Genomic DNA, 21,497 nt, shown 5'->3' with positions numbered 1-21,497 from the left:
CATGCCCGCGAAGAGCCCGGAACAGGCGATACAAGCCTTACAGGCTGAAATCACCCTCAGCCGCCAGCTCGCTCAGCGGCCGACGCGGGCTCGGCACTTCACGCGCCTGCAGCGCTTCATCCAGGCTGGCCTTGTCGCCCAGCTTGCCGATCGCCACCATGGCATGCAGTTGGTAACCTTCCGGAATCTTCAGCTCCTGGCGCGCCAGTGCCTGGTCGAAGCCGGCCATGCCGTGGGTGTGCCAGCCGCTGATGCTGGCCTGCAACGCAAGGTGGCCCCAGGCCGAACCGGTATCGAAGGTGTGCCACAGCGCCGGCTTTTCTTCGCTGGCGCCTGGCGCCGCGAAGGTGGTCTTGGAGATGATCAGCACCAGCGCCGAAGCCTGCTGCGCCCAGCTGCGGTTGAACGGGACCAGCAGGTTCAGGTAACGCTCCCAGCTCGGCGTGTCGCGGCGCGCATAAAGGAAGCGCCACGGTTGCGAGTTGTAGGCCGACGGCGCCCAGCGTGCCGCTTCGAGGAAACTCAACAGGGTCTCTTCGCTGATCGGTTCGGCGGTGAAGGCACGCGGCGACCAGCGGTTGATGAACTGCTCGTTGATGGCGTAATCGGCAATGCGGGGGGTGGCGCTCATGGCGGCTCCTGCAAGTGGATGGCAAAGCATGCACGCTACTGCGTCCGCCTGGCACTGACAAGCGGTCTGGCGTTGCCGAAGGCCAGGCTCTAGACTGGCGCCGCCGCGCCCCGCGGCCCGAACAAGACTGCAGGAAACCCTTGTGATGATCGCTGACAGCGCGCCGTTCTGGCGGCGCAAGACCCTCGAACAACTCAGCCCGCAAGAGTGGGAGTCGCTGTGTGACGGCTGCGGCCTGTGCTGCCTGCAAAAGCTCGAGGACGAAGACGACAACAGCGTCTACTACACGCGCATCGCCTGCAAGCTGCTCGACCTCGATACTTGCCAGTGCAGCGACTACCCCAATCGCTTCGCCCATGTGCCCGATTGCATCCAGCTCACCCCTGGCAAGGCCGACCAGTTCAAATGGCTGCCGAGCACCTGTGGGTATCGCCTGGTCAGCGAGGGCAAGGACTTGCCCGACTGGCATCACCTGGTGTGCGGCGACCGCAAACAGGTGCATGAACAGCGCATATCGCAATCGGGGCGTATGCTCAGTGAACATGATGTCGACGAAGACGACTGGGAAGACCATCTGATTTTCCGCGCCAGCTGAACGCGCCACCCGCGTCGCCTCTGAGGAACAAGGAGTTTCGGTATGCGTTGCCTGTTGTTGCTGCTCCTCGGGCTTGTGGCCTGCTCGCCGGCCTGGGCAAAAAAGGTCGACCTCGATTACCAGGTACGCCTGCTGCCTGCCAATGGCCAGGCCGAAGTGCGCCTGACCCTGGCCGAAGGCAGCGCCGTGCGCAGCCTGGATTTCGACCTGGGCACGGCCGGTGCCTACAGTGGTTTCCAGGCCGATGGCCAGTGGCAGCAGCAGGGCGAGCGTGGCGTTTGGCACCCGGCGAACGGCAAGACCAGCCTCAGCTACCGGGTAAAACTGGACCAGAAGCTGCGCAGCGGTGCCTACTCCTCCCGCATCACCCCGCATTGGGCGCTGTTCCTCGGCGACCAGTTGGTGCCGCCTGCGCACCTCGATCAGCAGGACGGTACCGAGCTGGTGGCACGCCTGACGGTCGACTTGCCTGAAGGCTGGAACAGCATCGAGACGCCCTGGCCACGCATCGGCAAGGACAAGTTCCGGATCGACAACGTGTCCCGACTGTTCGACCGCCCGACCGGCTGGATGCTTGCGGGGAACCTTGGCAGCCGCCGCGCCCGCCTCGGCGAAACCGACGTCACCGTTGCCGCGCCGGTCGGGCAGGGTATGCGACGGATGGACAGCCTGACCCTGATGACCTTCGTCTGGCCGCAATTGCAGGCCGTGTTCCCGCGCAACCCGGCCAAGCTGCTCCTGGTGGGTGCCCGTGATGGCATGTGGCGCGGAGCGACGGCGGCGCAGGGTTCGATCTACTTGCACAGCAGTCGGCCAATGGTCAGTGAGAATGGCAGCAGCCTGTTGTTGCGCGAACTGGTGCAGCTGTTTGCGCAGATTCGTGTACGTGACAACAGCGACTGGCTGGGCCAGGGCCTGACCGAATACTACGCCACCGAGCTGCTGCGCCGTGCCGGCGGCATCAGCGATGACCGTTATGAGGTAGGGCAGGCACGTTTGCAGAAACTGGGCGGCCAGGTCTCCCAACTGCGTGCCGAGCACGCCAGCCCGGCTCAGGTTGCCCGGGGGGTGATGCTGCTGCAGGCACTGGACAAGGAAATCCGTATCCATACCCAGGCCAAGCGGTCGCTGGACGATGTCACCCGCGCACTGATGCGCCTGCCCAGTGTGAGCACCGAAGAATTCGTGCAGATCAGCGAGAATGTGCTTGGGCGCCGCTCCGAGGTGCTGCAAAGCAAGGCACTGCGCTAGCCTGTTGCGGCCTCTTCGCGGGCATGCCCGCTTGTATGGTTAGACTTGAAGGGGTGGTGGGACTAAATGCCCGATTCTGACTGTTCGCAGCAGTACAGACCGTGGGAGACATCGCCCCACCCCTTCCACCAAAGCGCCGATAAAGAATGCATCGTTTGCAAGCGACGATAGAAGCAAGCCAGCGCCTCTTGGTGAAACCCCTTCAAGCCGAAAAACCATAACGTGAGGAGCCGCCCATGGCAATGCAGGTAGGAAAGTTGATTGTGGGTGCGGATGTCGCAAAAGCTGAGCTGGTTATCCACCACGATGATCGCGATGAAATTATCAGACTGAAAAACTCCAAACCCGAAATCAAACGCTGGCTGAAACAGCAGCCCCTCAATACTGCAATTGCTGTTGAGGCGACCAATGTCTCCCACTGACAGAGTGCGAGATCTCACGGCAGCGTTGTACTTGTGGGAGCGGGCGCATCGAACCGTCGCGAAGGGGCCGCCGGTGCAGGCGTCACAAGACTCAGCTGCCCGTCAAAGGGTCCTTGCCGGTCACTGTCACCCCCTGGGTAGCCGCCTCGGCACTGGTCTTGAGTTCCTTCAGCTGGGCGGCACTGCGCTCGATATCCGAACGCAGGCGGTGATATTCCTGGCGGTGCCGTTGCCACCAGGCCTTGGTCGCGCAATGGCCGCTGACTCCCCGGGCTACCGCCAGGCCGCCCGCCACCATCTGCAGCAACCCGATCAGGCCCCCGTGGCGCATGCCCTTGGTGAACATCAAGGCGCCGCCTGCCAGTGAGCCGGCGCGTTCCAGCCCCTGGACATTGTGTTCCCGTGTAGCCCTGGAATGAATATCGAGCATGGCAAACCCTCCGTGTGAAGTGTTAACAGCTGACCAGCAGCCGTGAACGACCGTTCATTTGGTTTGCCCAGCGGGCTCGCGCAAGCGTGCACACGCAGTCGGCTATTTGAACTTGGGGCCTGAGCGGGTATTGAGCCCTTTGGCCATGCGGTCATACAGCACCACATTCACCGTCGCGGCGAGGTTCATGCAGCCTTCGGTGGGGATGTAGATGGTCTCTTCACACCAGCCCCGCACGGCTTCGCTCAACGAGCCATCCTCAGGCCCGAAGATATAGATCGCCCGATCAGGGTGGGTGTATTCAGGTAGCGGCCGTGCGCCGTCCACCAGCTCCACCGCTACCGGCGTGCAACCCAAGGGGATGATGCGTTGCAGGTCGTCGATGCCGATCAGCGGGATGTCATAGTGCACCCGCTTGGTGTCGGTGACGAAGTCACGCGCGCGCTCATAGCGCTTGCCAGTGTAGAACACCGAGTTGACGCCGTAGCAACCCGCTGCACGCATCACCGAACCGACGTTCTCCGCGGACTTTGGGTTGAACAGGCCGATGCAGCTGTACCGTTTGTTTGCCACGTGCCGGGGCCTTTCGCGAAAAAAAGAGCGCGATTATACGGGCTTGCCGGCAGCAGCGGGGGTTGGTGTGACGGTCAGTCTTTTTTCAGCATGCCTGCCAGCCCGGCGAACGGGTTGTGGGTGGCCTTGGCGATGCTTGGGGTGCTGGTCGAGCCTTCGCTGAAGTACTGCTGGTCGGTATAGCGCGAGTGCTCGTTGTCGTGGCAGTACAGGCACAGCAGCTCCCAGTTGGAGCCGTCCTGCGGGTTGTTGTCGTGATTGTGGTCGCGGTGGTGCACGGTCAGCTCGCTCAGGCGCTTGCCGGAAAATTCGCGGGCGCAGCGGCCGCACACGTGCGGGTACATTTTCAGGGCTTTGTCGCGGTAGCCCATCTCCTTGTCGCGCTTGGCGTCGGCGAGGATGCGATCGAGGCGGGCGGTGGCGGCGGAGGTGGAAGCCGAACTCATGGTGTTTCCTTTGTTCTGATCAGGCAGATGACGGTTATGCCATTGAGTCTAGCGCGCTTGCAGGGCAGGCGGACAGGCGAAAACTCGAATATCGGCGTAGCCTGTAGAGAGGTTCCCGACAGGAGGTTGCTGATGTTTCATGCGATCCTCGCCGCGCTGCTGATGGCCGCCATGCCCCGGGCTGAAGCGGCAGGCACGCCCCCACGGCTGAACACCCCGGTACCCGGAGCGCCGGGCACGCCAACGCCCACGCCTTACCCGCAGATCACCCCGAGCATCCCGCCCAAGGCCTACGACAGCAAGCCAGGCGCGCCGCTGCTGCCGCCGATGCCGGTGCCAGGGCCGCCCAAGGACCAGGACTTGCCTGGGTTGCACCAGGAACCGGCGAAACCGCCGGCGCAGGATGATTGACTGATGGGAATGCGTTCGCTGTGCGATCCTGGGGCTGCTTTGCAGCCCTTTCGCGACACAAGGCCGCTCCTACAAAGAGAACGCGATCTCCTGTAGGAGCGGCCTTGTGTCGCGAAAGGGGCGCAAAGCGCCCCCGGCAATCTCAAGCAATACCCAACTCGCCAAACACGAACGCATATTCCAGCGCCACATCGCGCAGCCCCTGGTACCGCCCGCTCATCCCGCCATGCCCGGCGCCCATCTCGGTCTTGAGCAGCAGCAGGTTGTCGTCGGTCTTGCGCGTGCGCAAGCGCGCCACCCACTTGGCCGCCTCCCAGTACTGCACGCGGCTGTCGTTGTAGCCGGCCACCACCAGCATGGCCGGGTAGGCCTGGGCGCGGACATTCTCATAGGGCGCATAGGCCTTGATGCGCGCATACACCTCGGGCTCCTCGGGGTTGCCCCATTCGTCGTACTCGGTGACGGTCAGCGGCAGTTCGGGGTCGAGCATGGTGTTGAGCACGTCGACGAACGGTACCTCGGCGATGGCGCAGCGGAACAGCTCTGGGCGCAGGTTGAGCACGGCGCCGATCAGCAGGCCGCCGGCGCTGCCGCCGCTGATCGCCAAGCGCTGCGGGGCGGTCACACCCTCGGCGATCAAGTGTTCGGCACAGGCGATGAAGTCGCTGAAGGTGTTGTGCTTGTGGGCCTGCTTGCCGGCGCGGTACCAGGCTTCTCCCAGCTCGCCGCCGCCGCGCACGTGGGCGATGGCGAAGGCCACGCCGCGTTGCAGCAGGCTCAGGCGGGCGTGGGAGAACCACGGGTCGAGGCTTTCGCCGTAGGCGCCATAGCCATACAGGTAGAGCGGCACGGTCTTGCCCAGGTCTTCGCGGCGGCGCACCAGGCTGATCGGTACCTGGGTGCCGTCCGGCGCCGTGGCCCACAGGCGCTGGCTGACGTAGTCGTCGGCGTCGAACTGGCCGAGCACCGGGGTCTGCTTGAGCACCTGCTGGGCGCCCGTGGCCAACTCCAGCTGGCGCACCTGGGCCGGGCGGTTGAGCGCTTCGTAGCGCAGGCGTACGCGGCGGCTGGCGAACTCCAGGCTGTCCTGCACGTACAGGCTGTAGGCCGCATCGGGCAACTCCACCCGGTAAGGGGCCAGCCCCTGCGGGCGCACTTCGATGATCGGCAGGCCGCCTTCGCGCAGGCTCAGGGTCAGTGCCTCGGCATTCAGGCTCAGGCCTTCGAGCATGATGTCGTCGCGGTGCGCCACCAGTACCTGCCACTGGTCGCGGCTGGGCACCGGGGTGGCCGGTGCATGGCAGAGTGCGAAGTTGATGCCGTCCTGGTTGGTGCGGATGAACCAGCGCCATTGGCCGTCGAGTTGGCCGTGGTCGGGGAAGTACTCGTGGCCCTCGACCCGTGGCGCCAGGCAGGTGAACGGCGCGTGTGGCGTTTCGGCGTCGAGCACCCAGGCCTCGCTGGTGGTCTTGCTGTTGAGCAGCAGCACCAGCTGGCGCTCGGAGCTGGTGCGGTAGCAGTGCAGGAAGAACCGACCGTCGGCCTCTTCGAAGACCGTGCTCGCACCCGCTTCGCCGAGGGTATGGCGGCGCAGGCGCCAGGGCCGATGGGTATCGTCCAGCTCGGCGAAGAACAGCGTCTGGCTGTCGTTGGCCCAGGTCATGCTGCCGTCACAGTCGGCGAAGGGCAGGGCGGTCAGGTGACCGCTGCTCAGGTCCTTGACGTACAGCGTGTAGATTTCATCGCCGCTGGTGTCGAGGCTGTAGGCCAGTCGGCGGTGGTCCGGGCTGACGCTGAACGCGCCCAGCGACAGGAAGCCGCCGTTGGCCAGGGCATTGGGGTCGAGCAGCAGTTGTTCCTGGCTTTCATCGACCGTGTTGGAGTCGTCCGCCGGGCGTGGGCAGCGGTAGTGGCGCGGGTACTCGTCGCCTGCGGTGGTGCGGGTGTAGTAGAGGTAGGGGCCCCAGGGCGAGGGCAGCGACAGGTCGGTTTCGAGAATGCGGCCCTTGATCTCTTCGAACAACTGCTCGCGCAACGCTGCCTGGTCGGCCAGGCAGGCTTCCTGATAGGCGTTTTCCGCCTGCAGGTAATCGAGCACTTCCTGGGTGTCGCGCTGTTGCAGCCAGGCGTAGGGATCAGTGGCCTGGTCCTGGCGGGCAATGGGGGGCTGAGGTTTGGTTGGCATCGGGGATCTCTTGGCCGGGACAGGGAGACGCTGTCTGCGCCCTGAAAAGTGTTTATCATAGGCATCTCTTTGCCTGGCTTGCACGAACACCATGATCGAGAACGACTACACCTTCGCCTGGGGCCTCTACGCTGTCGCCGCCCTGGGTTGCCTGCTGGTGGGCTTCAAACTCACCGGCTGGATGTGGCGCTGGCTGCGTGAACCGCTGCGGGTGATCCTGGCGGTGCTGCTGCTGACCCCGACCATCGTCGACCCGGTCAAGGACAGCTTCGCCCCGGCAATTGCCATCACCGCCCTGGACCTTGCGTTCAAGGTCGGCAACAACGCCTGGCGGGCGATTTCCGATTTCGCCATGTACGGCATGATCGCTTTTGCCTTGTACATTGTCTTCGTGCTGATCCGCTGGCCGCTGGAAAAACGCGCCCGCGAGCGCCGCGCGCAGACCGAAGCCGCCGCCCAGCGCCGTGCGGCCGAGGACAATGCGGTCATCGCGGCGGCGCCCATGGCCGCCGAGCGCAATGATCGCTACCGCGATGCCCCGCCACCTGCCGTGCCGGGCGGCGGCCGCGGCCGGGTCGAGCCACGCCTGTAAGCGGAGCCACCATCATGTGCGAACTTTTGGGCATGAGTGCCAACGTCCCGACCGACATCGTCTTCAGCTTCACCGGGCTCATGCAGCGCGGCGGGCGTACCGGCCCGCACCGTGATGGCTGGGGCATCGGCTTCTACGAAGGGCGCGGCCTGCGCCTGTTCCAGGACCCGGCCGCGAGCAGTGAATCGGAGGTGGCCAACCTGGTGCAGCGCTACCCGATCAAGAGCGAAGTGGTGATCGGCCATATCCGCCAGGCCAACGTCGGCCGGGTGTGCCTGTCCAACACGCACCCGTTCGTGCGTGAAATGTGGGGCCGCAACTGGTGCTTCGCGCACAATGGCCAACTGGGCGACTTCAGGGGCGAAGCGACCTTCTATCGCCCGGTGGGCGACACGGACAGCGAGGCGGCCTTCTGCGATTTGCTCAACCGCATTCGTGCGGCGTTCCCCGAGCCGGTCGAGGTGGAACAGCTGCTGCCGGTGCTGGTCGAAGCCTGTGCCGAGTACCGTGGCAAGGGCGTGTTCAACTGCTTGCTCAGCGACGGCGACTGGTTGTTCTGTTTCTGTTCGACCAAGCTGGTACACATTACCCGGCGTGCGCCTTTTGGCGCCGCCCGCTTGAAGGATGTCGACCTGATCGTCGATTTTCACACCGAAACCACGCCCAATGACGTAGTCACGGTGATCGCCACCGAGGCCTTGACCGAGAACGAGACCTGGCGGCGCTACGAGCCCGGCCAATGGGGGCTGTGGCGGCACGGCGAGTGCGTTTCGCAAGGCCAGAGCTAAGGACGCTGCATGTTCAGAAGTTACCTGCGGTTGCTGTTGTTCACCTTCGGCCTGCTGGCCGGTATCCAGGTGCCCGGGCTGGTCAAGGACTACAGCCAGCGGGCCGAGGCGCATCTGTTCGAGTCACGCCAGGCGCTGGATGGCTTCAGGCAGACTGCCGAGCGCTTCTTCAACGGTGATCTGCAGGCGCTGTTGCGGCATTACCGGACCAGTGACGACCCGGTGTTCCTCAGTGATGCCAACAGCATCGAAAGCCTGCTGATCCGCAACCAGTTGCTGGAAGACGAGTGGCAGGCGCTGCAAGGCTCGTGGGTGAGCCGCACCTGGCATGTGCTGGTGCAGCCGGAGCCGCAGCTGCGTGAAGAGACGCTCAAGGGCTACAGCTACCAGATTCTGCTGGTGCCCGAAGCGATCGGCTGGGGCGTCGGGGCCGGGTTTGTGCTGGCCTTCGTGGTCGAGAGCCTGTTGCTGGGTATTGGCTGGGTGATCCTGGGTGGGCGGCGCAAGGCGGTGAAAGAGAGCTGGCGCTGATGTTTTCGCCTTGAGTTTTGCGGCGCTCGATCTCCCAGGCGCTACAACGCTCAAGGCGAACCCTGAGAAACCAACACAATCCGCTGCCCACCCACATCCCGCGCATACCGCTCCAGCACCTGCCGGCACACGCCGACCACCTCATCCACCAACGCCACCCCGGTCTGCCAGGCCACCACCAGTTCCAGGCTCGGCGGTGGCTGCAGGCCTTCCAGCAGCACCAGCTCACCCCGGCTCAGCTCAGCATCCACCAAGGCCGGTGGCAAGGCGCCAATCCCGAAACCATCACGCAACAACCGGGTAATAGCCGCCACCGAGTTCACGCAGTTCAACCGCGGCGCTTCGGCCCCGGCACCCTGCAGCAGGCTGAGCACTTCCTGGTGCGGCCGCGAGTTCTTCGAGAAGGTGACAATCCGCTCGCGCCCCAGCTCGGCCAGCGAGGCGAAATCGCGGTGGTACACGGAGCCTGCCGCCACCACCCAACCCATCGGGTAGCGCGCCAGGTCCTGGCTACGGATCGATTGCTCGCGCAGCAGGTCGGTCTGCACGATCACGTCGAGAAAGCCCTTCTGCAACTGCTCACGCAGGTTCAGCGCGGTGTCTGCGACCAGTTCGATCTCCACCTGCGGGTAGCGCTCGGTCAATTCCGCTACCAGCGCGCTCATCCAGGTGTGGATCACCGTGTCCATCACCCCGATGCGAATGTGCCCGACCTTCGCCCGATCGCTGTCCAGCGACTGCTTCATCGCCTTGGCCGTGTCGAGCATGCGCTCGGCGTACTCCAGCACTTTGCTGCCTTCCGGTGTCAGGCTGACACCACGGGAGTCACGCAGCAGCAGCTTCACGCCAAGGTCGGCCTCCAGCGCGGCGATGCGGCTGGAGACCGAAGCCTGGGTGGTGAACAGCTTCTCCGCGGTCAGGCGGAAGCTCTTGAGCCGAGCGACCCAGACGAAGGTTTCGAGGAAGCGAAGGTTCATGATCAGTTTTTCTTGTTCCAGACCGGCGGTTTTTCTCGTTGGACTCAGGCCGCACGGCCTCTGAACATGAGGCCCAGGCCGCGACGCCCGACGTCGCCCGTAAAACAATACCAACAAGCCGAGGCAAGCATGAACCCAAGCGGCGTGCAGCAGCAGGTGCAATCCCCCCCTTCGACCGGGCCGTTCGCCTGGTACCGCGATATCGACCCCCAGCAACGGCGTACATTCTGGAGCTGCAAGATCGGCTATGGCCTGGACGGCATGGACACCCAGATGCTCAGTTTCGTCATCCCGACCCTGATCATGCTGTGGGGCATCAGCACTGCCGAAGCCGGTCTGATCCACACCAGCACGCTGATTGCCTCGGCCATCGGTGGCTGGGTCGCTGGCATCCTCTCCGACCGCATCGGCCGGGTGCGCACCTTGCAATTGACGGTGCTGTGGTTCGCCTTTTTCACCTTCCTCTGCGGCTTTGCCCAGAACTACGACCAGTTGCTGATCGCCCGCACCTTGATGGGCTTCGGTTTCGGTGGCGAGTGGACCGCCGGCGCCGTGCTGATCGGCGAGGTGATCCGGGCCCAGGACCGTGGCAAGGCAGTGGGCATGGTGCAGTCGGGCTGGGCCCTGGGCTGGGGGCTGACGGCGGTCCTGTATGCGCTGCTATTCTCCTGGCTGCCGGCCGAGCAGGCCTGGCGTGCGCTGTTCCTGCTGGGGCTGGTGCCAGCGATCTTCGTGATCTTCGTCCGTCGCCTGGTAAAGGACCCGGAGGTCTATCGTCAGGCCAAGGACGAGGAGAAGGCCGAGGCGCCCTCGCATTTCTACGAGATCTTCGCCCCCGGCATGCTCTGGACCACCGTGCGCGCCTCACTGCTGACCACCGGCGCGTTGGGTGGCTACTACGCCATCACCTCGTGGCTGCCGACGTTCCTCAAGAACGAGCGAGGCCTGAGCGTGCTGGGCACGGGCGGCTACCTGGCGATGGTGATCGTCGGGTCCTACATCGGTTATGTGGTCAGCGCCTACCTGTCCGACCTGCTGGGGCGCAAGAAGAACTTCATCCTGTTCGCGGTGGGCTCGTTCATCATCGTGCTGCTGTATACGCAGATGCCGGTCAGTGACAGCGTGATGCTGTGGCTCGGGTTCCCATTGGGCTTCTTTGCCTCGGGCATCTTCAGTGGCATGGGCGCGTTTCTTACAGAGCTGTTCCCGACTCGGGTACGTGGTTCGGGGCAGGGCTTCTGCTACAACGTCGGCAAGATCATCGCTGCGCTGTTCCCGCTGCTGATCGGCTTGCTCGGCGAAAAGATCCCTTTGGGCCTGGGTATCGGCGTGTTCTCTGCGGTGTCTTATGGCGTGGTGATCGTGGCGGCGCTGAGCCTGCCGGAAACCCGCGGCAAACAACTCCAGGCGCGCTAAGGTAGGCCTATGAACATCGACACGGGAGCACGTCAGGTGAAACCCCTGCTACTCAATTGCGACATGGGCGAAAGTTACGGCAGCTGGCACATTGGCCTGGATGCCGAGGTGATGCCCTATATCGACTGCGCCAACATCGCCTGCGGCTACCACGCCGGCGACCCGGGCATCATGCGCCGCACCGTGGCCATGGCGCTGGAGCACGGCGTGACCATCGGCGCTCACCCGGCCTATCCGGACCTGGTCGGCTTTGGCCGCCGCTCCATGGCCTGCAGCCCGGAAGAAATCCGCGACCTGCTGCATTATCAGATCGGTGCCCTGGACGGCATCTGCAAGGTGCTCGGCGGCCGCGTGGCCTATGTGAAGCCCCACGGCGCGTTGTACAACGACATGATGGCCGACCCGCTCAAGCTGCGCACCGTGCTGGAAGCCGTGGCGGCCTATGGCAGCGGCCTGCCGCTGATGCTCATGGCCACTGCCGACAACCGCGGGGCCCAGGCCCTGGGCGATGAAATTGGCGTACCGCTGTGGTTCGAAGCTTTCGCCGACCGCGCCTACACCGCCAGCGGTCACCTGGTCTCACGGCGTCTGCCGGGCGCGGTGCACCATGACCCGGCGCTGGTGGTCGAGCAGGCCCTGCGCCTGGCCCGCGGTGAAACCCTGGTGGCGGATGATGGCAGTGCGTTGCAGTTGGCCGCAAGCACCCTCTGCGTGCATGGCGACAACGCCAGCTCGGTGGCGGCCGTGCGGCAGATTCGCCAGGCCCTCGATGCGCTGGGGGCGTGATGAAGCTGCGTATCGAAGTCGTGGCCATCGACAGCCTGATGGTGCGCCTGTTCGACCGTATCGACGAAGCCAACATGCCGTGGATGCTTGCCGCCAGCCAGCGCCTGAGCGCGGCGTTCGGCGAGCACTTGGTCGATCTGGTGCCGTCCTACACCACGCTGATGGTGCAGTTCGATCTGCCACCGGGTGAGGCGCGGGCGTTGATCACCCAGGCGCTGGAGGGCTTGCAGCCGGACACCGGCAGCGCTGGCCGGCGCCATGAAATCCCGGTGTGGTACGACGCCAGCGTCGGCCCGGAGCTGCCCGTACTGGCAGCGCGCAGCGGGCTGAGCGAAGCCGAGGTGATCCGCCTGCACAGCGAACGCGAGTACCCAGTATTCGCCCTTGGCTTCGCCCCCGGCTTCGGCTTCATGGGGCTGGTCGACGAACGTCTGGCCAGCCCGCGGCTGAGCACCCCGCGCAAGCGCGTGGCGGCGGGCAGCGTGGGCATTGCCGAACGCCAGACGGCGGCTTACCCCGCGATATCGCCCGGCGGCTGGAACCTGATCGGGCGCACACCGGTGCGCCTTTTCGATCGCGAACGCGAGGGTTATAGCCTGCTGCAACCGGGCGACCGGGTGCGCTTCGTGGCTGTGTCGCGTGAAGAGTTCCTGGCCTTGGGCGGCGATGTGGAGGCGCAAGGATGAAGCAGTTGAAGATCGAAGCCAGTACTGCCCTGTGCCAGATGCAGGATGCCGGGCGTTTTGGCGTGCGTCACCTGGGCGTGACCCAGGGCGGGGCGCTGGACTGGGTGGCGATGCACTGGGCCAACTGGCTGCTGGGCAACCCGCTGGGGGCGCCGGTGGTCGAGGTGGCGCTGGGTGGCTTTGCGCTGGTGGCCGAGCAGGATTGTGTGCTGGCGCTGGCCGGGGCTGACCTGGATGCACAGGTGGATGATCAGCCGCTGCTACCGTGGCGCAGCTTCGTTCTGGCTAAGGGGCAGCGCTTGACCCTGAAGCAGCCAAAGCAAGGTGTGCGGGCGTATCTGGCAGCTCCGGGCGGGTTTGTCGGTGAGGATGTGCTGGGTAGCTGTGCCACGGTCGTGCGCGAGGAACTGGGGGGGATCGATGGGCGAGGGGCAGCGCTGGGGAAAGGGCAAGTGCTCTCTTTTGCCGGTGGTTCGCCGGCCTTGCGCGAAGTCCCGGTCGACATGCGCCCGAGCTATGTGGCCAAGCCCGTGCTCGACCTGGTGATGGGCGCACAGATCGGTGATTTCAGCGGGACCAGCCTGTTCGAGGCGTTCAACCGTGACTGGACGCTGGACAGTCGCGCCGACCGCATGGGTATCCGTTTGCTGGGGCCAGAGCTGATCTATCAGGGCGCGCCAATGATTTCCGAAGGGATTCCGCTGGGTGCGGTGCAGGTGCCGCCGGACGGGCAGCCGATCGTGTTGCTCAACGACCGGCAGACCATTGGCGGTTATCCGCGGCTGGGGGCGTTGACGCCGTTGGCGTTGGCGCAGTTGGCGCAGTGCATACCGGGGGCGGTGGTGCGGTTTAGGGCGGTGGTGCAGGGGGAGGCGTGGCGGGAGCAGCAGGCATATCTGAAACGTTGGTGTTAAACCTGGCAGCCGCTTCGCGGCGTTGCCCGCTAAAGGAAGGTGTAAGCAATTTCCCAGGACAGGTAGCGACTTGAAACTGGTAATTTTGTCAGTTGTGGGGCTGCCTCTACTTTCTCATCATGAAAATTGGCGGTTACTTCACCGGTGAGTGCGGATGAGAACGGTAGATGATGTGAGTTTGGCATATTGCCCTTTTGGCTATCGTCGTACCCAAGTGGGTCGACTGTTGCTTGCATTCAATGCTGAGCGTTGGTGTGAGCTGATAGGCGCTTATATGCTGGGAAATGGAGTGCGGGCCTATAGTCCAACGCTCAAGCGATTTAAATCACCGGATAGCCTGAGTCCATTTGAGAGAGGCGGTATCAATAGTTACTCCTATTGTGGTGGCGATCCCGTGAACCGTAGCGATCCCTCGGGTAGAATGTTTAAATCTGCACATTATAAGTACAGATCTAATACGTTTGTCGATGTGCATCGCAGGGAGCTATATGGTACGAATCTGAAGCAAAAGTATCTGATGAAGCTTGATGAAATGGATAATAAACAGATGGGCTCTTTTTTGAAGAGTGGCGAACCCTTAGCATTGGATGGTCTTCAGAGGGTTACCCGCAATGCGTTTTTGGCTTCAACATCCTCGTCTGCTAAGTTGCCAAGTGTTGGGCTATTAAAGTCAGATGCAGACTTTATTGCGGATAATATAGTTTTTTACCGGCGCAGGATGGAAATTCATCAGCAGATGTCGCGCATTCCGGAGTATCAGGAAACTAAACGTGCTATGGAAATTGGAGTGGAGAGATTTCGAGTAATTGCCGAGAGGCGCTTGGGCGCACTTCAAGGAAAAGAAGTTATCGATAGCGGGGATCCCGAGTTTACCTGGCTTTCTGAGGTTATAAGCGCACTGCGTTTGGCTGACTAATGAGCAAGCCTGCTGTTGTTCAACAGGCTTGCCTGTTTCATTTCGACAAATAGCGCATCCCGTCCTCCAACCCCTGCAAGGTCAGCGGATACATCTTGTCCTCGATCAGATCCCGCACCAGGTGGGTCGATGCGGTGTAGTCCCAGGCCTGTTTCGGATACGGGTTGATCCAGATGATCTTCTTGAATTTCTCCATGAAGCGCTGCATCCACACATACCCGGCTTCTTCGTTCCAGTGCTCGACGCTGCCCCCCGGTTGGGTGATCTCGTACGGCGCCATGGCCGCATCACCGACGAACACCACTTTGTAGTCGTCGCCGTACTTGTGCAGCAGGTCGAAGGTGGAGAAGCGCTCGGATGTGCGGCGCAGGTTGTTCTTCCATACCGACTCGTACACGAAGTTGTGGAAGTAGTAGTACTCCAGGTGCTTGAACTCGGTCTTGCAGGCCGAGAACAGTTCTTCGCAGACCTTGATATGCGCGTCCATCGAACCGCCGATGTCGAACAGCAACAGCAGTTTCACCGTGTTGCGCCGTTCCGGGCGCATCTGGATGTTCAGCAACCCGGCGTCACGCGCGGTATGGTCGATGGTGCCGTCGATGTCGAGTTCTTCGGCGGCGCCTTCGCGGGCGAACTTGCGCAGGCGGCGCAGGGCCAGCTTGATGTTGCGCGTGCCCAGTTCGACCTGGTCGTCGAGGTTCTTGTACTCGCGCTGGTCCCAGACCTTGACGGCCTTGCCCTGGCGCTTGCCTGCCTCGCCGACGCGGATGCCTTCGGGGTTGAACCCGCCCGAGCCGAACGGGCTGGTGCCACCGGTGCCGATCCACTTGTTGCCACCGGCGTGGCGTTCCTTCTGCTCTTCGAGGCGCTTCTTGAACTCCTCGATCAGCTTGTCCAGGCCGCCCAGGGACTGGATCTGTGCACGTTCCTCGTCGGTCAGCGAGCGCTCGAATTCCTTGCGCAGCCATTCATCGGGGATCAGCGCCTCGATGTGCCGGTCGAGGTTTTCCAGGCCTTTGAAGTAAGCGGCGAACGCGCGGTCGAACTTGTCGAAGTGGCGTTCGTCCTTTACCAGGATGGCCCGGGCCAGGTAGTAGAAGGCGTCCATGTCGGCGAACACCACGCCTTTTTGCAGGGCGTGGTGCAGGTCGAGCAGTTCGCGCACCGAAACCGGCACCTTGGCTGCACGCATTTCATTGAACAGGTTGAGCAGCATGGCCCGGCTCCTGTCAGCGGTTGCCGCGCCGGCTCATGAAGGCCAGGCGCTCGAGCAGTTGCACGTCCTGCTCGTTTTTCACCAGGGCACCGGCCAGCGGCGGGATGGCCTTGGTCGGGTCGCGTTCGCGCAGCACGGCTTCGCCGATGTTGTCGGCCATCAGCAGCTTGAGCCAGTCGACCAGTTCGGAAGTGGAGGGCTTTTTCTTCAAGCCCGGCACCTTGCGCACGTCGAAGAACACGTCCAGCGCCTCGCTGACCAGCGACTGGCTGATGTTCGGGTAGTGCACGTCGACGATCTGCTGCAGGGTGCTGCGGTCTGGGAAGGCGATGTAGTGGAAGAAGCAGCGGCGCAGGAAGGCGTCGGGCAGCTCCTTTTCGTTGTTGGAGGTGATGATGATGATCGGGCGCTGCTTGGCCTTGATGGTCTCGTCGATTTCGTAGACGTAGAACTCCATCTTGTCGAGTTCCTGCAGCAGGTCGTTGGGGAACTCGATGTCGGCCTTGTCGATCTCGTCGATCAGCAGGATTACCCGCTCGTCGGCCTCGAAGGCCTCCCACAGCTTGCCTTTCTTCAGGTAGTTGCGCACGTCGTGGACCTTGTCCACACCCAGCTGCGAGTCGCGCAGGCGACTGACCGCGTCGTACTCGTAGAGGCCTTGGTGGGCCTTGGTGGTGGACTTGATGTGCCAGGTGATCAGGCGTGCGCCGAACGAGGCCGCGAGTTGCTCGGCGAGCATGGTCTTGCCGGTGCCGGGCTCGCCCTTGACCAGCAGCGGGCGTTCGAGGGTGATGGCCGCGTTCACCGCCAGTTTCAGGTCGTCTGTGGCGACGTAGTCGCGGGTGCCTTCGAACTTCATGGGGTCTGTCCTCTGCAGGGTGCCTATCGTTTGCCAACGACTATAACGCGGGCCCAGGCAGGTGGAAACGCAGACCCGGTATTCAGTCTCTGAATGGCTCGTCACGAACCTTCAGTCAGACTTGGGCGCTGGCTGTTCATAGCGTGCATTGAACGCCTCGATGAAGCCGTTGCGCAGTATCTGCAAGAACGCCTCGAAACCACTGATGTTCTGCTGGTGCACACTGCCGCTGAGCTCGACGCGGGTGGCGAACTGATTTTTCGGCTGGTTCTTCAGCACGGTCTCGGTGGCACCTACCACCGCTTCCCAGACCGAGCGGAAAAACCCTTTGTCCTTTTCCTCCACGTCCTGCTGCCAGTCGAATACATCGACATCGCGCAGCAGCGGCTTGATGTAGCCATTGAGCCTGCCATTCTCGGCCTGGGCCTCGATCACGACATCCCCGTGCCCGGCATTGAAATCGAACTTGCCATAGGCGCTGGCGAAGTCATTCAGGCGGCGCAATTCGATGCCGGTGGCACGCAGCCGGAATTCGAAATCATCGAAGTCGCTGAACGGGTCGAAGGTGGCGCGGCTTTCTACCCTGGCGTCTCCGGCTATCAGCGCAGTCCCGTCGAAACTGGCATCGCGTCGGCCTTTTTCGTCGCGCACATTGGTCAGGTTGCGGATATCGGCGTTCAGCTGCGTGGCTTTCAGGTCGACCCGTGGCTTGGAGTTGAAATTGCGAAAGGTCAAGGTGCCGTTTTCGATGTGCACCTCGTTCAGGGTGATCGGCAGCAGCTTGTCCAGCTGCTGGCGCCAATCGGTGCCCTGGCCCGTCTGCGAGGCCTGTTTGCTGCCGCCATCGACGAAGTTGAGCACGGGGCGGGCGAACGCCACCTTGGCCACCACGGCTTTGTCGTAGATCAGCGAATGCCAGCTCACCGACAGGTCGATCAACGGTGCCTCCAGGAACGGAACCGGCACCTTGCCGCTGGTCTTGACGATTTTCAGGCCGTTGATCTGATAGGCCCCGCGCCACCAGGCCAGGTCGACATCCGTGACCTGGCCACGGTATTCGCCCATGTCGGCCAGTTTGTCGTTGAGGTAGTCGCGCACCAGATAGGGCAGGGCAACATGCAGTGCCACCAATAGCACGACCAAGCTGGCCAGGCCGATAAACGGCCAGCGATAGCGAGCTTTCATCGCAGGGTTCTCCAAAGCCGGTCGAGCGGTTGACCACGTCGCGCCTGGCTTGGTTCGAACGGGCTTTACGGGGTGCCGGGGCAGGCTTACCCTTGAAGTCTTTCCCTGCTCTTTTCATGTCAAGGACCCTGCCATGAGCCGTATCTACGCAGACAACGCCCATTCCATCGGCAATACGCCGCTGGTACAGATCAACCGCATCGCCCCGCGCGGGGTGACGATCCTGGCCAAGATCGAAGGGCGCAACCCGGGCTACTCGGTCAAGTGCCGGATCGGCGCGAACATGGTCTGGGACGCCGAGAGCAGCGGCAAACTCAAGCCGGGCATGACCATCGTCGAGCCGACTTCGGGCAACACCGGTATCGGCCTGGCGTTCGTCGCCGCCGCCCGTGGCTACAAGCTGATCCTGACCATGCCAGCCTCGATGAGCCTGGAACGCCGCAAGGTGCTCAAGGCGCTGGGTGCAGAGCTGGTGCTGACCGAGCCGGCCAAGGGCATGAAGGGCGCCATCGAGAAGGCCAACGAAATCGTGGCGTCCGACCCTGCCCGTTACTTCCTGCCGGGCCAGTTCGACAACCCGGCCAACCCGGCGATCCACGAAAAGACCACCGGGCCGGAGATCTGGAACGACACCGACGGCGCTGTCGACGTGCTGGTTGCCGGCGTGGGTACCGGCGGCACCATTACCGGCGTGTCGCGCTACATCAAGCACACCCAGGGCAAGTCGATCCTGTCGGTGGCGGTCGAACCGGTGGCTTCGCCGCTGATCAGCCAGACTCTGGCCGGTGAAGAGCTCAAGCCCAGCCCGCACAAGATCCAAGGCATCGGCGCCGGTTTCGTGCCGAAAAACCTCGACCTGTCGATTGTCGACCAGGTCGAGACCGTGACCGATGAAGAGTCCAAGGCCATGGCCATTCGCCTGATGCAGGAAGAAGGCATTCTCTGCGGTATTTCCTGTGGCGCGGCGATGGCAGCCGCGGTGCGTCTGGCCGAAAAACCGGAGATGCAAGGTAAGACCATCGTCGTAATCCTGCCCGACTCGGGCGAGCGCTACCTGTCCAGCATGCTGTTCAGCGACCTGTTCAGCGAGCAGGAAAACCAGCAGTAATCGGCCCTGCCGCTGATCCGGCGCAACATTCGGCGGCCTGGTTCATTGCAAAATCTTCATGAGTGAGATCCCGCCCAGGTTGTTTTTACCTGGGCGGGATGGGTTTATGATGGCCGGATGATTTTTCTGGGAGCTGGCAGCGCTGGCCTGCTCCCACTCCAAGGAGTGTTGCATGACCTTTTCCTTCCTCGCCAAGGCAGGTGTGCTGCTGGTGTTCTTCGGCAGCGTGCTGTACGTGCACCTGCGCGGCAAGGCGCGCCTGCCAGTACTGCGCCAGTTCGTCAACCATTCGGCGCTGTTCGCACCTTATAACAGCTTGATGTACCTTTTTTCCGGGGTGCCGTCCAAGCCCTACCTGGACCGCCAGCGCTTCCCTGAACTGGACGTGCTCAAGGACAACTGGCAGGTGATCCGCGAAGAGGCCATGCGCCTGTTCGACGAGGGGTATATCCGTGCCGCCGAGAAGGACAACGACGCCGGCTTCGGTTCGTTCTTCAAGAAGGGCTGGAAGCGCTTCTACCTGAAGTGGTACGACAAGCCGCTGCCGTCTGCCGAAGCCCTGTGCCCGAAAACCGTCGAGCTGGTCAGTAGCATTCCCAACGTCAAGGGGGCGATGTTCGCCCTGCTGCCCGGTGGCAGCCACCTGAACCCGCATCGCGACCCCTTTGCCGGCTCCCTGCGCTACCACCTGGGCCTGTCGACCCCCAACTCCGACGCCTGCCGCATCTACGTCGATGGTGAGCAATACGCCTGGCGTGACGGCGAAGACGTGATGTTCGACGAGACGTATGTGCACTGGGTCAAGAACGAAACCGACGTGACCCGGGTGATCCTGTTCTGCGACATCGAGCGCCCGCTGAGCAGCCCGCTGATGACCCGCATCAACCGCAAGGTCAGTGCCTTCCTCGGCCGCGCCACCGCACCGCAGAACACCGATGACGAGCGTGTCGGCGGGATCAACCAGGCCTATGCCTGGAGCAAGCGTTTCAGCAACAAGATCAGCAGCCGCATGAAGCAGTTCAAGCGCGCCAACCCCAAGGCCTACCGCATCCTGCGGCCGGTGCTGGCGGTGGTGGTGGCTTATTTCCTGTACCGCTGGTTGTTCTGATTACAGGGCCGGCCTCTTCGCGGGCATGCCCGCTCCCACAAGTACTGTGCAGGTTCCAGATACTGTGGGGGCATGCCCGCGAAGAGGCCGGAACAGGCTATTGCCCAAGCCTGAATTCACCGCTATATTCCGAAACACTTCTCTTCCCCGAAGACCCGATCATGCCAGCCATCCCTTCCACCACATGCTTTGCCATCGCGCCAGTCGCGGGCATGGTCGTGCGTGGCAGCCAGCAGCCGGTCATGATCAGTCACTACCCACCACCTGTCAGTGGCGTCGTAGGCGGCGTAGCTCCGCCTCCTTGCGTGGTCGTACTGGGCTGATCGGCTTCTGGCCGCTCCCCTTCGCACCCGCAACCTACTGAACACGGTCGGCACCTTCCCTCGCTGAAGTTCACGCCCGCCGTCTGGCTTACTTTGCCTTATCAGGTGGCAATACATGTCTGTCTTCAACAAAGCATCCGTGGCCTCGGCGGCCACCACCAGCCTGTTCGTCCTGCTCTGGAGCAGTGGCGCGATCGTTTCCAAACTCGGCCTGGCCCATGCCAGCCCCTTCGCCTTCCTGTTGCTGCGCTCGGCGCTGGCCTTGACCGGCCTGCTGCTGATCGGCCCGTTGCTTGGCCTGCGCTGGCCACGAACACGGGGGTCGATCCTGCGTGCCTTGGGCACCGGCTGCGTGCTGCTCGGCGCCTACCAGATCTTCTACCTGCTGGCGCTCAACACCCACGTCACCCCTGGCGTGATGGCCACGGTGATGGGGGTGCAACCGATCCTCACCGTGGTACTGATGGAGCGCCAGCGCTCCTGGAGTCGCCTGTTCGGCCTGAGCCTGGGGCTTGCTGGTCTGGTCATGGTGGTCTACCAGGGCATCAACCTCGGCGGGGTATCGCTGCTCGGCATGCTGTTCGCCCTGTTGGCACTGGCCAGCATGACCTTTGGTTCGATCCTGCAGAAGCGCATCACCGACAACCCGATGGGCACACTGCCGTTGCAGTACCTCGCCGGTTTCGCCCTGTGTGCGGTGTTCGCGCCGCTGCAACCGATGCAGGTCGACTGGACCGGTGGTTTTATCGGCGCGCTGCTGTGGATGGGGCTGGTGGTGTCGCTGCTGGCCACCTTGCTGCTGTATCGGCTGATCGCCAAGGGTAACCTGGTCAACGTCACCAGCCTGTTCTACCTAGTGCCGGCCGTGACCGCGGTGATGGACTTGCTGATCTTCGGCAACCGCCTGGCGCCCATGAGCCTGCTGGGCATGGGGTTGATCGTGGTCGGCCTGCTGTTCGTGTTCCGCAAGCCGGCGGCGCGGCTGGCCGAGGCGTAAGGCCTAGCGGAACTCTTCGGGGATGGCGTGGCGCAACACGCCTTCCTCGAAGTCCAGGGTGCCAGCTTCGCGCTGGGTCAGCAGGTAATAGAGCAGGGTGTCGAGGGCTCGCGTTGGTGGCACTTCAACGGCCAGCATCCGCACGGCCGGC

At 63.1% G+C, this 21,497-nt stretch carries 23 protein-coding genes and 2 pseudogenes; 16 read left to right on the top strand and 9 right to left on the bottom strand.

The genetic code is table 11. The features are described 5' to 3' along the window. Positions 1-37: 37 nt before the first annotated feature. Positions 38-631, bottom strand: coding sequence for a nitroreductase family protein (locus tag APH33_RS04385; RefSeq protein WP_054883979.1), 594 nt, complete (start codon positions 629-631; stop codon positions 38-40). Between the two features lie 145 nt (positions 632-776). Here APH33_RS04385 and APH33_RS04380 point away from each other — a divergent pair, with 145 nt between their 5' ends. From APH33_RS04380 to APH33_RS04370, 3 genes and pseudogenes are all read left to right on the top strand, one after another. Beyond that, positions 777-1,226 (top strand): YcgN family cysteine cluster protein, encoded by a 450-nt coding sequence (locus APH33_RS04380; protein WP_054883978.1) that lies wholly within the window; start codon positions 777-779, stop codon positions 1,224-1,226. A gap of 42 nt (positions 1,227-1,268) precedes the next feature. Then, positions 1,269-2,477 (top strand): hypothetical protein, encoded by a 1,209-nt coding sequence (locus tag APH33_RS04375; RefSeq protein ID WP_054883977.1) that lies wholly within the window; start codon positions 1,269-1,271, stop codon positions 2,475-2,477. A 236-nt stretch (positions 2,478-2,713) separates the two neighbouring features. After that, a pseudogene (locus APH33_RS04370) lies at positions 2,714-2,896 on the top strand (IS110 family transposase); the annotation flags it as partial. A gap of 94 nt (positions 2,897-2,990) precedes the next feature. Here APH33_RS04370 and APH33_RS04365 read toward each other — a convergent pair. The 3 genes from APH33_RS04365 to APH33_RS04355 form a co-directional block, all read right to left on the bottom strand. Beyond that, a complete protein-coding gene (locus APH33_RS04365) occupies positions 2,991-3,329 on the bottom strand; it encodes a DUF2892 domain-containing protein (RefSeq protein ID WP_054883975.1) in 339 nt (112 codons plus the stop codon). Positions 3,330-3,431: 102 nt separating this feature from the next. Then, entirely contained in the window at positions 3,432-3,902 is a 471-nt protein-coding gene (locus tag APH33_RS04360) for an RNA methyltransferase (protein ID WP_027918659.1), read from the bottom strand. Between the two features lie 74 nt (positions 3,903-3,976). Beyond that, on the bottom strand, positions 3,977-4,348 hold the full coding sequence (locus tag APH33_RS04355) for a YajD family HNH nuclease (RefSeq protein ID WP_023381762.1): 372 nt from the start codon (positions 4,346-4,348) through the stop codon (positions 3,977-3,979). A 132-nt stretch (positions 4,349-4,480) separates the two neighbouring features. Here APH33_RS04355 and APH33_RS04350 point away from each other — a divergent pair, with 132 nt between their 5' ends. Beyond that, the gene (locus tag APH33_RS04350; protein ID WP_054883974.1) at positions 4,481-4,759 is read left to right on the top strand and encodes a hypothetical protein; all 279 of its coding nucleotides are present in this window, start codon (positions 4,481-4,483) and stop codon (positions 4,757-4,759) included. A 142-nt stretch (positions 4,760-4,901) separates the two neighbouring features. On the opposite strand, the gene APH33_RS04345 is transcribed toward APH33_RS04350, so the two are convergent. Further along, complete coding sequence (locus APH33_RS04345; protein WP_054883973.1) at positions 4,902-6,944, bottom strand: S9 family peptidase; 2,043 nt, start codon at positions 6,942-6,944, stop codon at positions 4,902-4,904. A gap of 91 nt (positions 6,945-7,035) precedes the next feature. On the opposite strand from APH33_RS04345, the gene APH33_RS04340 reads away from it, so the two are divergent. The 3 genes from APH33_RS04340 to APH33_RS04330 are packed head-to-tail and all read left to right on the top strand — an operon-like array spanning position 7,036 to position 8,855. Continuing rightward, positions 7,036-7,536: a hypothetical protein gene (locus APH33_RS04340; RefSeq protein ID WP_054883972.1), complete on the top strand. Its 501-nt coding sequence runs from the start codon at positions 7,036-7,038 to the stop codon at positions 7,534-7,536. Positions 7,537-7,550: 14 nt separating this feature from the next. Next, positions 7,551-8,324, top strand: a complete 774-nt coding sequence (locus APH33_RS04335) for a class II glutamine amidotransferase (RefSeq protein ID WP_054883971.1) — start codon at positions 7,551-7,553, stop codon at positions 8,322-8,324. Positions 8,325-8,333: 9 nt separating this feature from the next. Further along, positions 8,334-8,855 (top strand): DUF2937 family protein, encoded by a 522-nt coding sequence (locus APH33_RS04330; protein ID WP_054883970.1) that lies wholly within the window; start codon positions 8,334-8,336, stop codon positions 8,853-8,855. Positions 8,856-8,905: 50 nt separating this feature from the next. Here the strand turns inward: APH33_RS04330 and APH33_RS04325 are convergent, their stop codons facing one another. Continuing rightward, a complete protein-coding gene (locus APH33_RS04325) occupies positions 8,906-9,832 on the bottom strand; it encodes a LysR family transcriptional regulator (protein WP_054883969.1) in 927 nt (308 codons plus the stop codon). 129 nt (positions 9,833-9,961) lie between these two features. Here APH33_RS04325 and APH33_RS04320 point away from each other — a divergent pair, with 129 nt between their 5' ends. The 5 genes and pseudogenes from APH33_RS04320 to APH33_RS27615 form a co-directional block, all read left to right on the top strand. Then, positions 9,962-11,248, top strand: coding sequence for an MFS transporter (locus tag APH33_RS04320; RefSeq protein WP_054883968.1), 1,287 nt, complete (start codon positions 9,962-9,964; stop codon positions 11,246-11,248). Positions 11,249-11,257: 9 nt separating this feature from the next. Further along, positions 11,258-12,034: a 5-oxoprolinase subunit PxpA gene (locus APH33_RS04315; protein WP_054883967.1), complete on the top strand. Its 777-nt coding sequence runs from the start codon at positions 11,258-11,260 to the stop codon at positions 12,032-12,034. Then, positions 12,034-12,720 carry a 5-oxoprolinase subunit PxpB gene (gene pxpB / locus APH33_RS04310; protein WP_054883966.1) on the top strand — a complete coding sequence of 229 codons (687 nt, stop codon included), beginning with the start codon at positions 12,034-12,036 and terminating at the stop codon, positions 12,718-12,720. Before APH33_RS04315 ends, pxpB begins: the two co-directional genes overlap by 1 nt. Then, positions 12,717-13,634, top strand: coding sequence for a biotin-dependent carboxyltransferase family protein (locus APH33_RS04305; RefSeq protein WP_054883965.1), 918 nt, complete (start codon positions 12,717-12,719; stop codon positions 13,632-13,634). The genes pxpB and APH33_RS04305 overlap by 4 nt, the downstream gene beginning before the upstream one ends. A gap of 175 nt (positions 13,635-13,809) precedes the next feature. Continuing rightward, a pseudogene (locus APH33_RS27615) lies at positions 13,810-14,052 on the top strand (RHS repeat-associated core domain-containing protein); the annotation flags it as partial. A 535-nt stretch (positions 14,053-14,587) separates the two neighbouring features. Here the strand turns inward: APH33_RS27615 and APH33_RS04295 are convergent. The 3 genes from APH33_RS04295 to APH33_RS04285 all read right to left on the bottom strand — a co-directional run bounded on the left by APH33_RS04295 (position 14,588) and on the right by APH33_RS04285 (position 17,810). Beyond that, entirely contained in the window at positions 14,588-15,766 is a 1,179-nt protein-coding gene (locus tag APH33_RS04295) for a VWA domain-containing protein (RefSeq protein WP_054883963.1), read from the bottom strand. 13 nt (positions 15,767-15,779) lie between these two features. Continuing rightward, positions 15,780-16,625: a MoxR family ATPase gene (locus tag APH33_RS04290; RefSeq protein WP_054883962.1), complete on the bottom strand. Its 846-nt coding sequence runs from the start codon at positions 16,623-16,625 to the stop codon at positions 15,780-15,782. A gap of 111 nt (positions 16,626-16,736) precedes the next feature. Further along, positions 16,737-17,810: a DUF748 domain-containing protein gene (locus tag APH33_RS04285; protein ID WP_054883961.1), complete on the bottom strand. Its 1,074-nt coding sequence runs from the start codon at positions 17,808-17,810 to the stop codon at positions 16,737-16,739. Between the two features lie 133 nt (positions 17,811-17,943). Between APH33_RS04285 and cysK the strand changes: the two genes are divergently transcribed. The 4 genes from cysK (at position 17,944) to APH33_RS04270 (ending at position 21,346) form a co-directional block, all read left to right on the top strand. Beyond that, entirely contained in the window at positions 17,944-18,918 is a 975-nt protein-coding gene (gene cysK / locus APH33_RS04280; protein ID WP_054883960.1) for a cysteine synthase A, read from the top strand. 172 nt (positions 18,919-19,090) lie between these two features. Beyond that, a complete protein-coding gene (locus tag APH33_RS04275; protein WP_054883959.1) occupies positions 19,091-20,026 on the top strand; it encodes an aspartyl/asparaginyl beta-hydroxylase domain-containing protein in 936 nt (311 codons plus the stop codon). Between the two features lie 161 nt (positions 20,027-20,187). After that, positions 20,188-20,349 carry a hypothetical protein gene (locus APH33_RS27140; protein WP_155737893.1) on the top strand — a complete coding sequence of 54 codons (162 nt, stop codon included), beginning with the start codon at positions 20,188-20,190 and terminating at the stop codon, positions 20,347-20,349. Positions 20,350-20,464: 115 nt separating this feature from the next. Continuing rightward, positions 20,465-21,346, top strand: a complete 882-nt coding sequence (locus APH33_RS04270) for a DMT family transporter (RefSeq protein ID WP_054883958.1) — start codon at positions 20,465-20,467, stop codon at positions 21,344-21,346. Positions 21,347-21,497: the final 151 nt, after the last annotated feature.

Origin of the sequence: Pseudomonas sp. NBRC 111130, from assembly GCF_001320485.1 — a bacterium.
Classification (GTDB): Bacteria; Pseudomonadota; Gammaproteobacteria; order Pseudomonadales; family Pseudomonadaceae; genus Aquipseudomonas; species Aquipseudomonas vlassakiae.
The sequence above is the reverse complement of the archived record's forward strand: the minus strand, read 5'-3'. Positions and strand labels throughout refer to the sequence as shown.

Coding starts and splice junctions, on each gene's coding strand:
- APH33_RS04385 (WP_054883979.1), bottom strand. CDS start 631: ATGAGCGCCACCCCCCGCATTGCCGATTACGCCATCAACGAGCAGTTC.
- APH33_RS04380 (WP_054883978.1), top strand. CDS start 777: ATGATCGCTGACAGCGCGCCGTTCTGGCGGCGCAAGACCCTCGAACAA.
- APH33_RS04375 (WP_054883977.1), top strand. CDS start 1,269: ATGCGTTGCCTGTTGTTGCTGCTCCTCGGGCTTGTGGCCTGCTCGCCG.
- APH33_RS04365 (WP_054883975.1), bottom strand. CDS start 3,329: ATGCTCGATATTCATTCCAGGGCTACACGGGAACACAATGTCCAGGGG.
- APH33_RS04355 (WP_023381762.1), bottom strand. CDS start 4,348: ATGAGTTCGGCTTCCACCTCCGCCGCCACCGCCCGCCTCGATCGCATC.
- APH33_RS04350 (WP_054883974.1), top strand. CDS start 4,481: ATGTTTCATGCGATCCTCGCCGCGCTGCTGATGGCCGCCATGCCCCGG.
- APH33_RS04345 (WP_054883973.1), bottom strand. CDS start 6,944: ATGCCAACCAAACCTCAGCCCCCCATTGCCCGCCAGGACCAGGCCACT.
- APH33_RS04340 (WP_054883972.1), top strand. CDS start 7,036: ATGATCGAGAACGACTACACCTTCGCCTGGGGCCTCTACGCTGTCGCC.
- APH33_RS04335 (WP_054883971.1), top strand. CDS start 7,551: ATGTGCGAACTTTTGGGCATGAGTGCCAACGTCCCGACCGACATCGTC.
- APH33_RS04330 (WP_054883970.1), top strand. CDS start 8,334: ATGTTCAGAAGTTACCTGCGGTTGCTGTTGTTCACCTTCGGCCTGCTG.
- APH33_RS04325 (WP_054883969.1), bottom strand. CDS start 9,832: ATGAACCTTCGCTTCCTCGAAACCTTCGTCTGGGTCGCTCGGCTCAAG.
- APH33_RS04320 (WP_054883968.1), top strand. CDS start 9,962: ATGAACCCAAGCGGCGTGCAGCAGCAGGTGCAATCCCCCCCTTCGACC.
- APH33_RS04315 (WP_054883967.1), top strand. CDS start 11,258: ATGAACATCGACACGGGAGCACGTCAGGTGAAACCCCTGCTACTCAAT.
- pxpB (WP_054883966.1), top strand. CDS start 12,034: ATGAAGCTGCGTATCGAAGTCGTGGCCATCGACAGCCTGATGGTGCGC.
- APH33_RS04305 (WP_054883965.1), top strand. CDS start 12,717: ATGAAGCAGTTGAAGATCGAAGCCAGTACTGCCCTGTGCCAGATGCAG.
- APH33_RS04295 (WP_054883963.1), bottom strand. CDS start 15,766: ATGCTGCTCAACCTGTTCAATGAAATGCGTGCAGCCAAGGTGCCGGTT.
- APH33_RS04290 (WP_054883962.1), bottom strand. CDS start 16,625: ATGAAGTTCGAAGGCACCCGCGACTACGTCGCCACAGACGACCTGAAA.
- APH33_RS04285 (WP_054883961.1), bottom strand. CDS start 17,810: ATGAAAGCTCGCTATCGCTGGCCGTTTATCGGCCTGGCCAGCTTGGTC.
- cysK (WP_054883960.1), top strand. CDS start 17,944: ATGAGCCGTATCTACGCAGACAACGCCCATTCCATCGGCAATACGCCG.
- APH33_RS04275 (WP_054883959.1), top strand. CDS start 19,091: ATGACCTTTTCCTTCCTCGCCAAGGCAGGTGTGCTGCTGGTGTTCTTC.
- APH33_RS27140 (WP_155737893.1), top strand. CDS start 20,188: ATGCCAGCCATCCCTTCCACCACATGCTTTGCCATCGCGCCAGTCGCG.
- APH33_RS04270 (WP_054883958.1), top strand. CDS start 20,465: ATGTCTGTCTTCAACAAAGCATCCGTGGCCTCGGCGGCCACCACCAGC.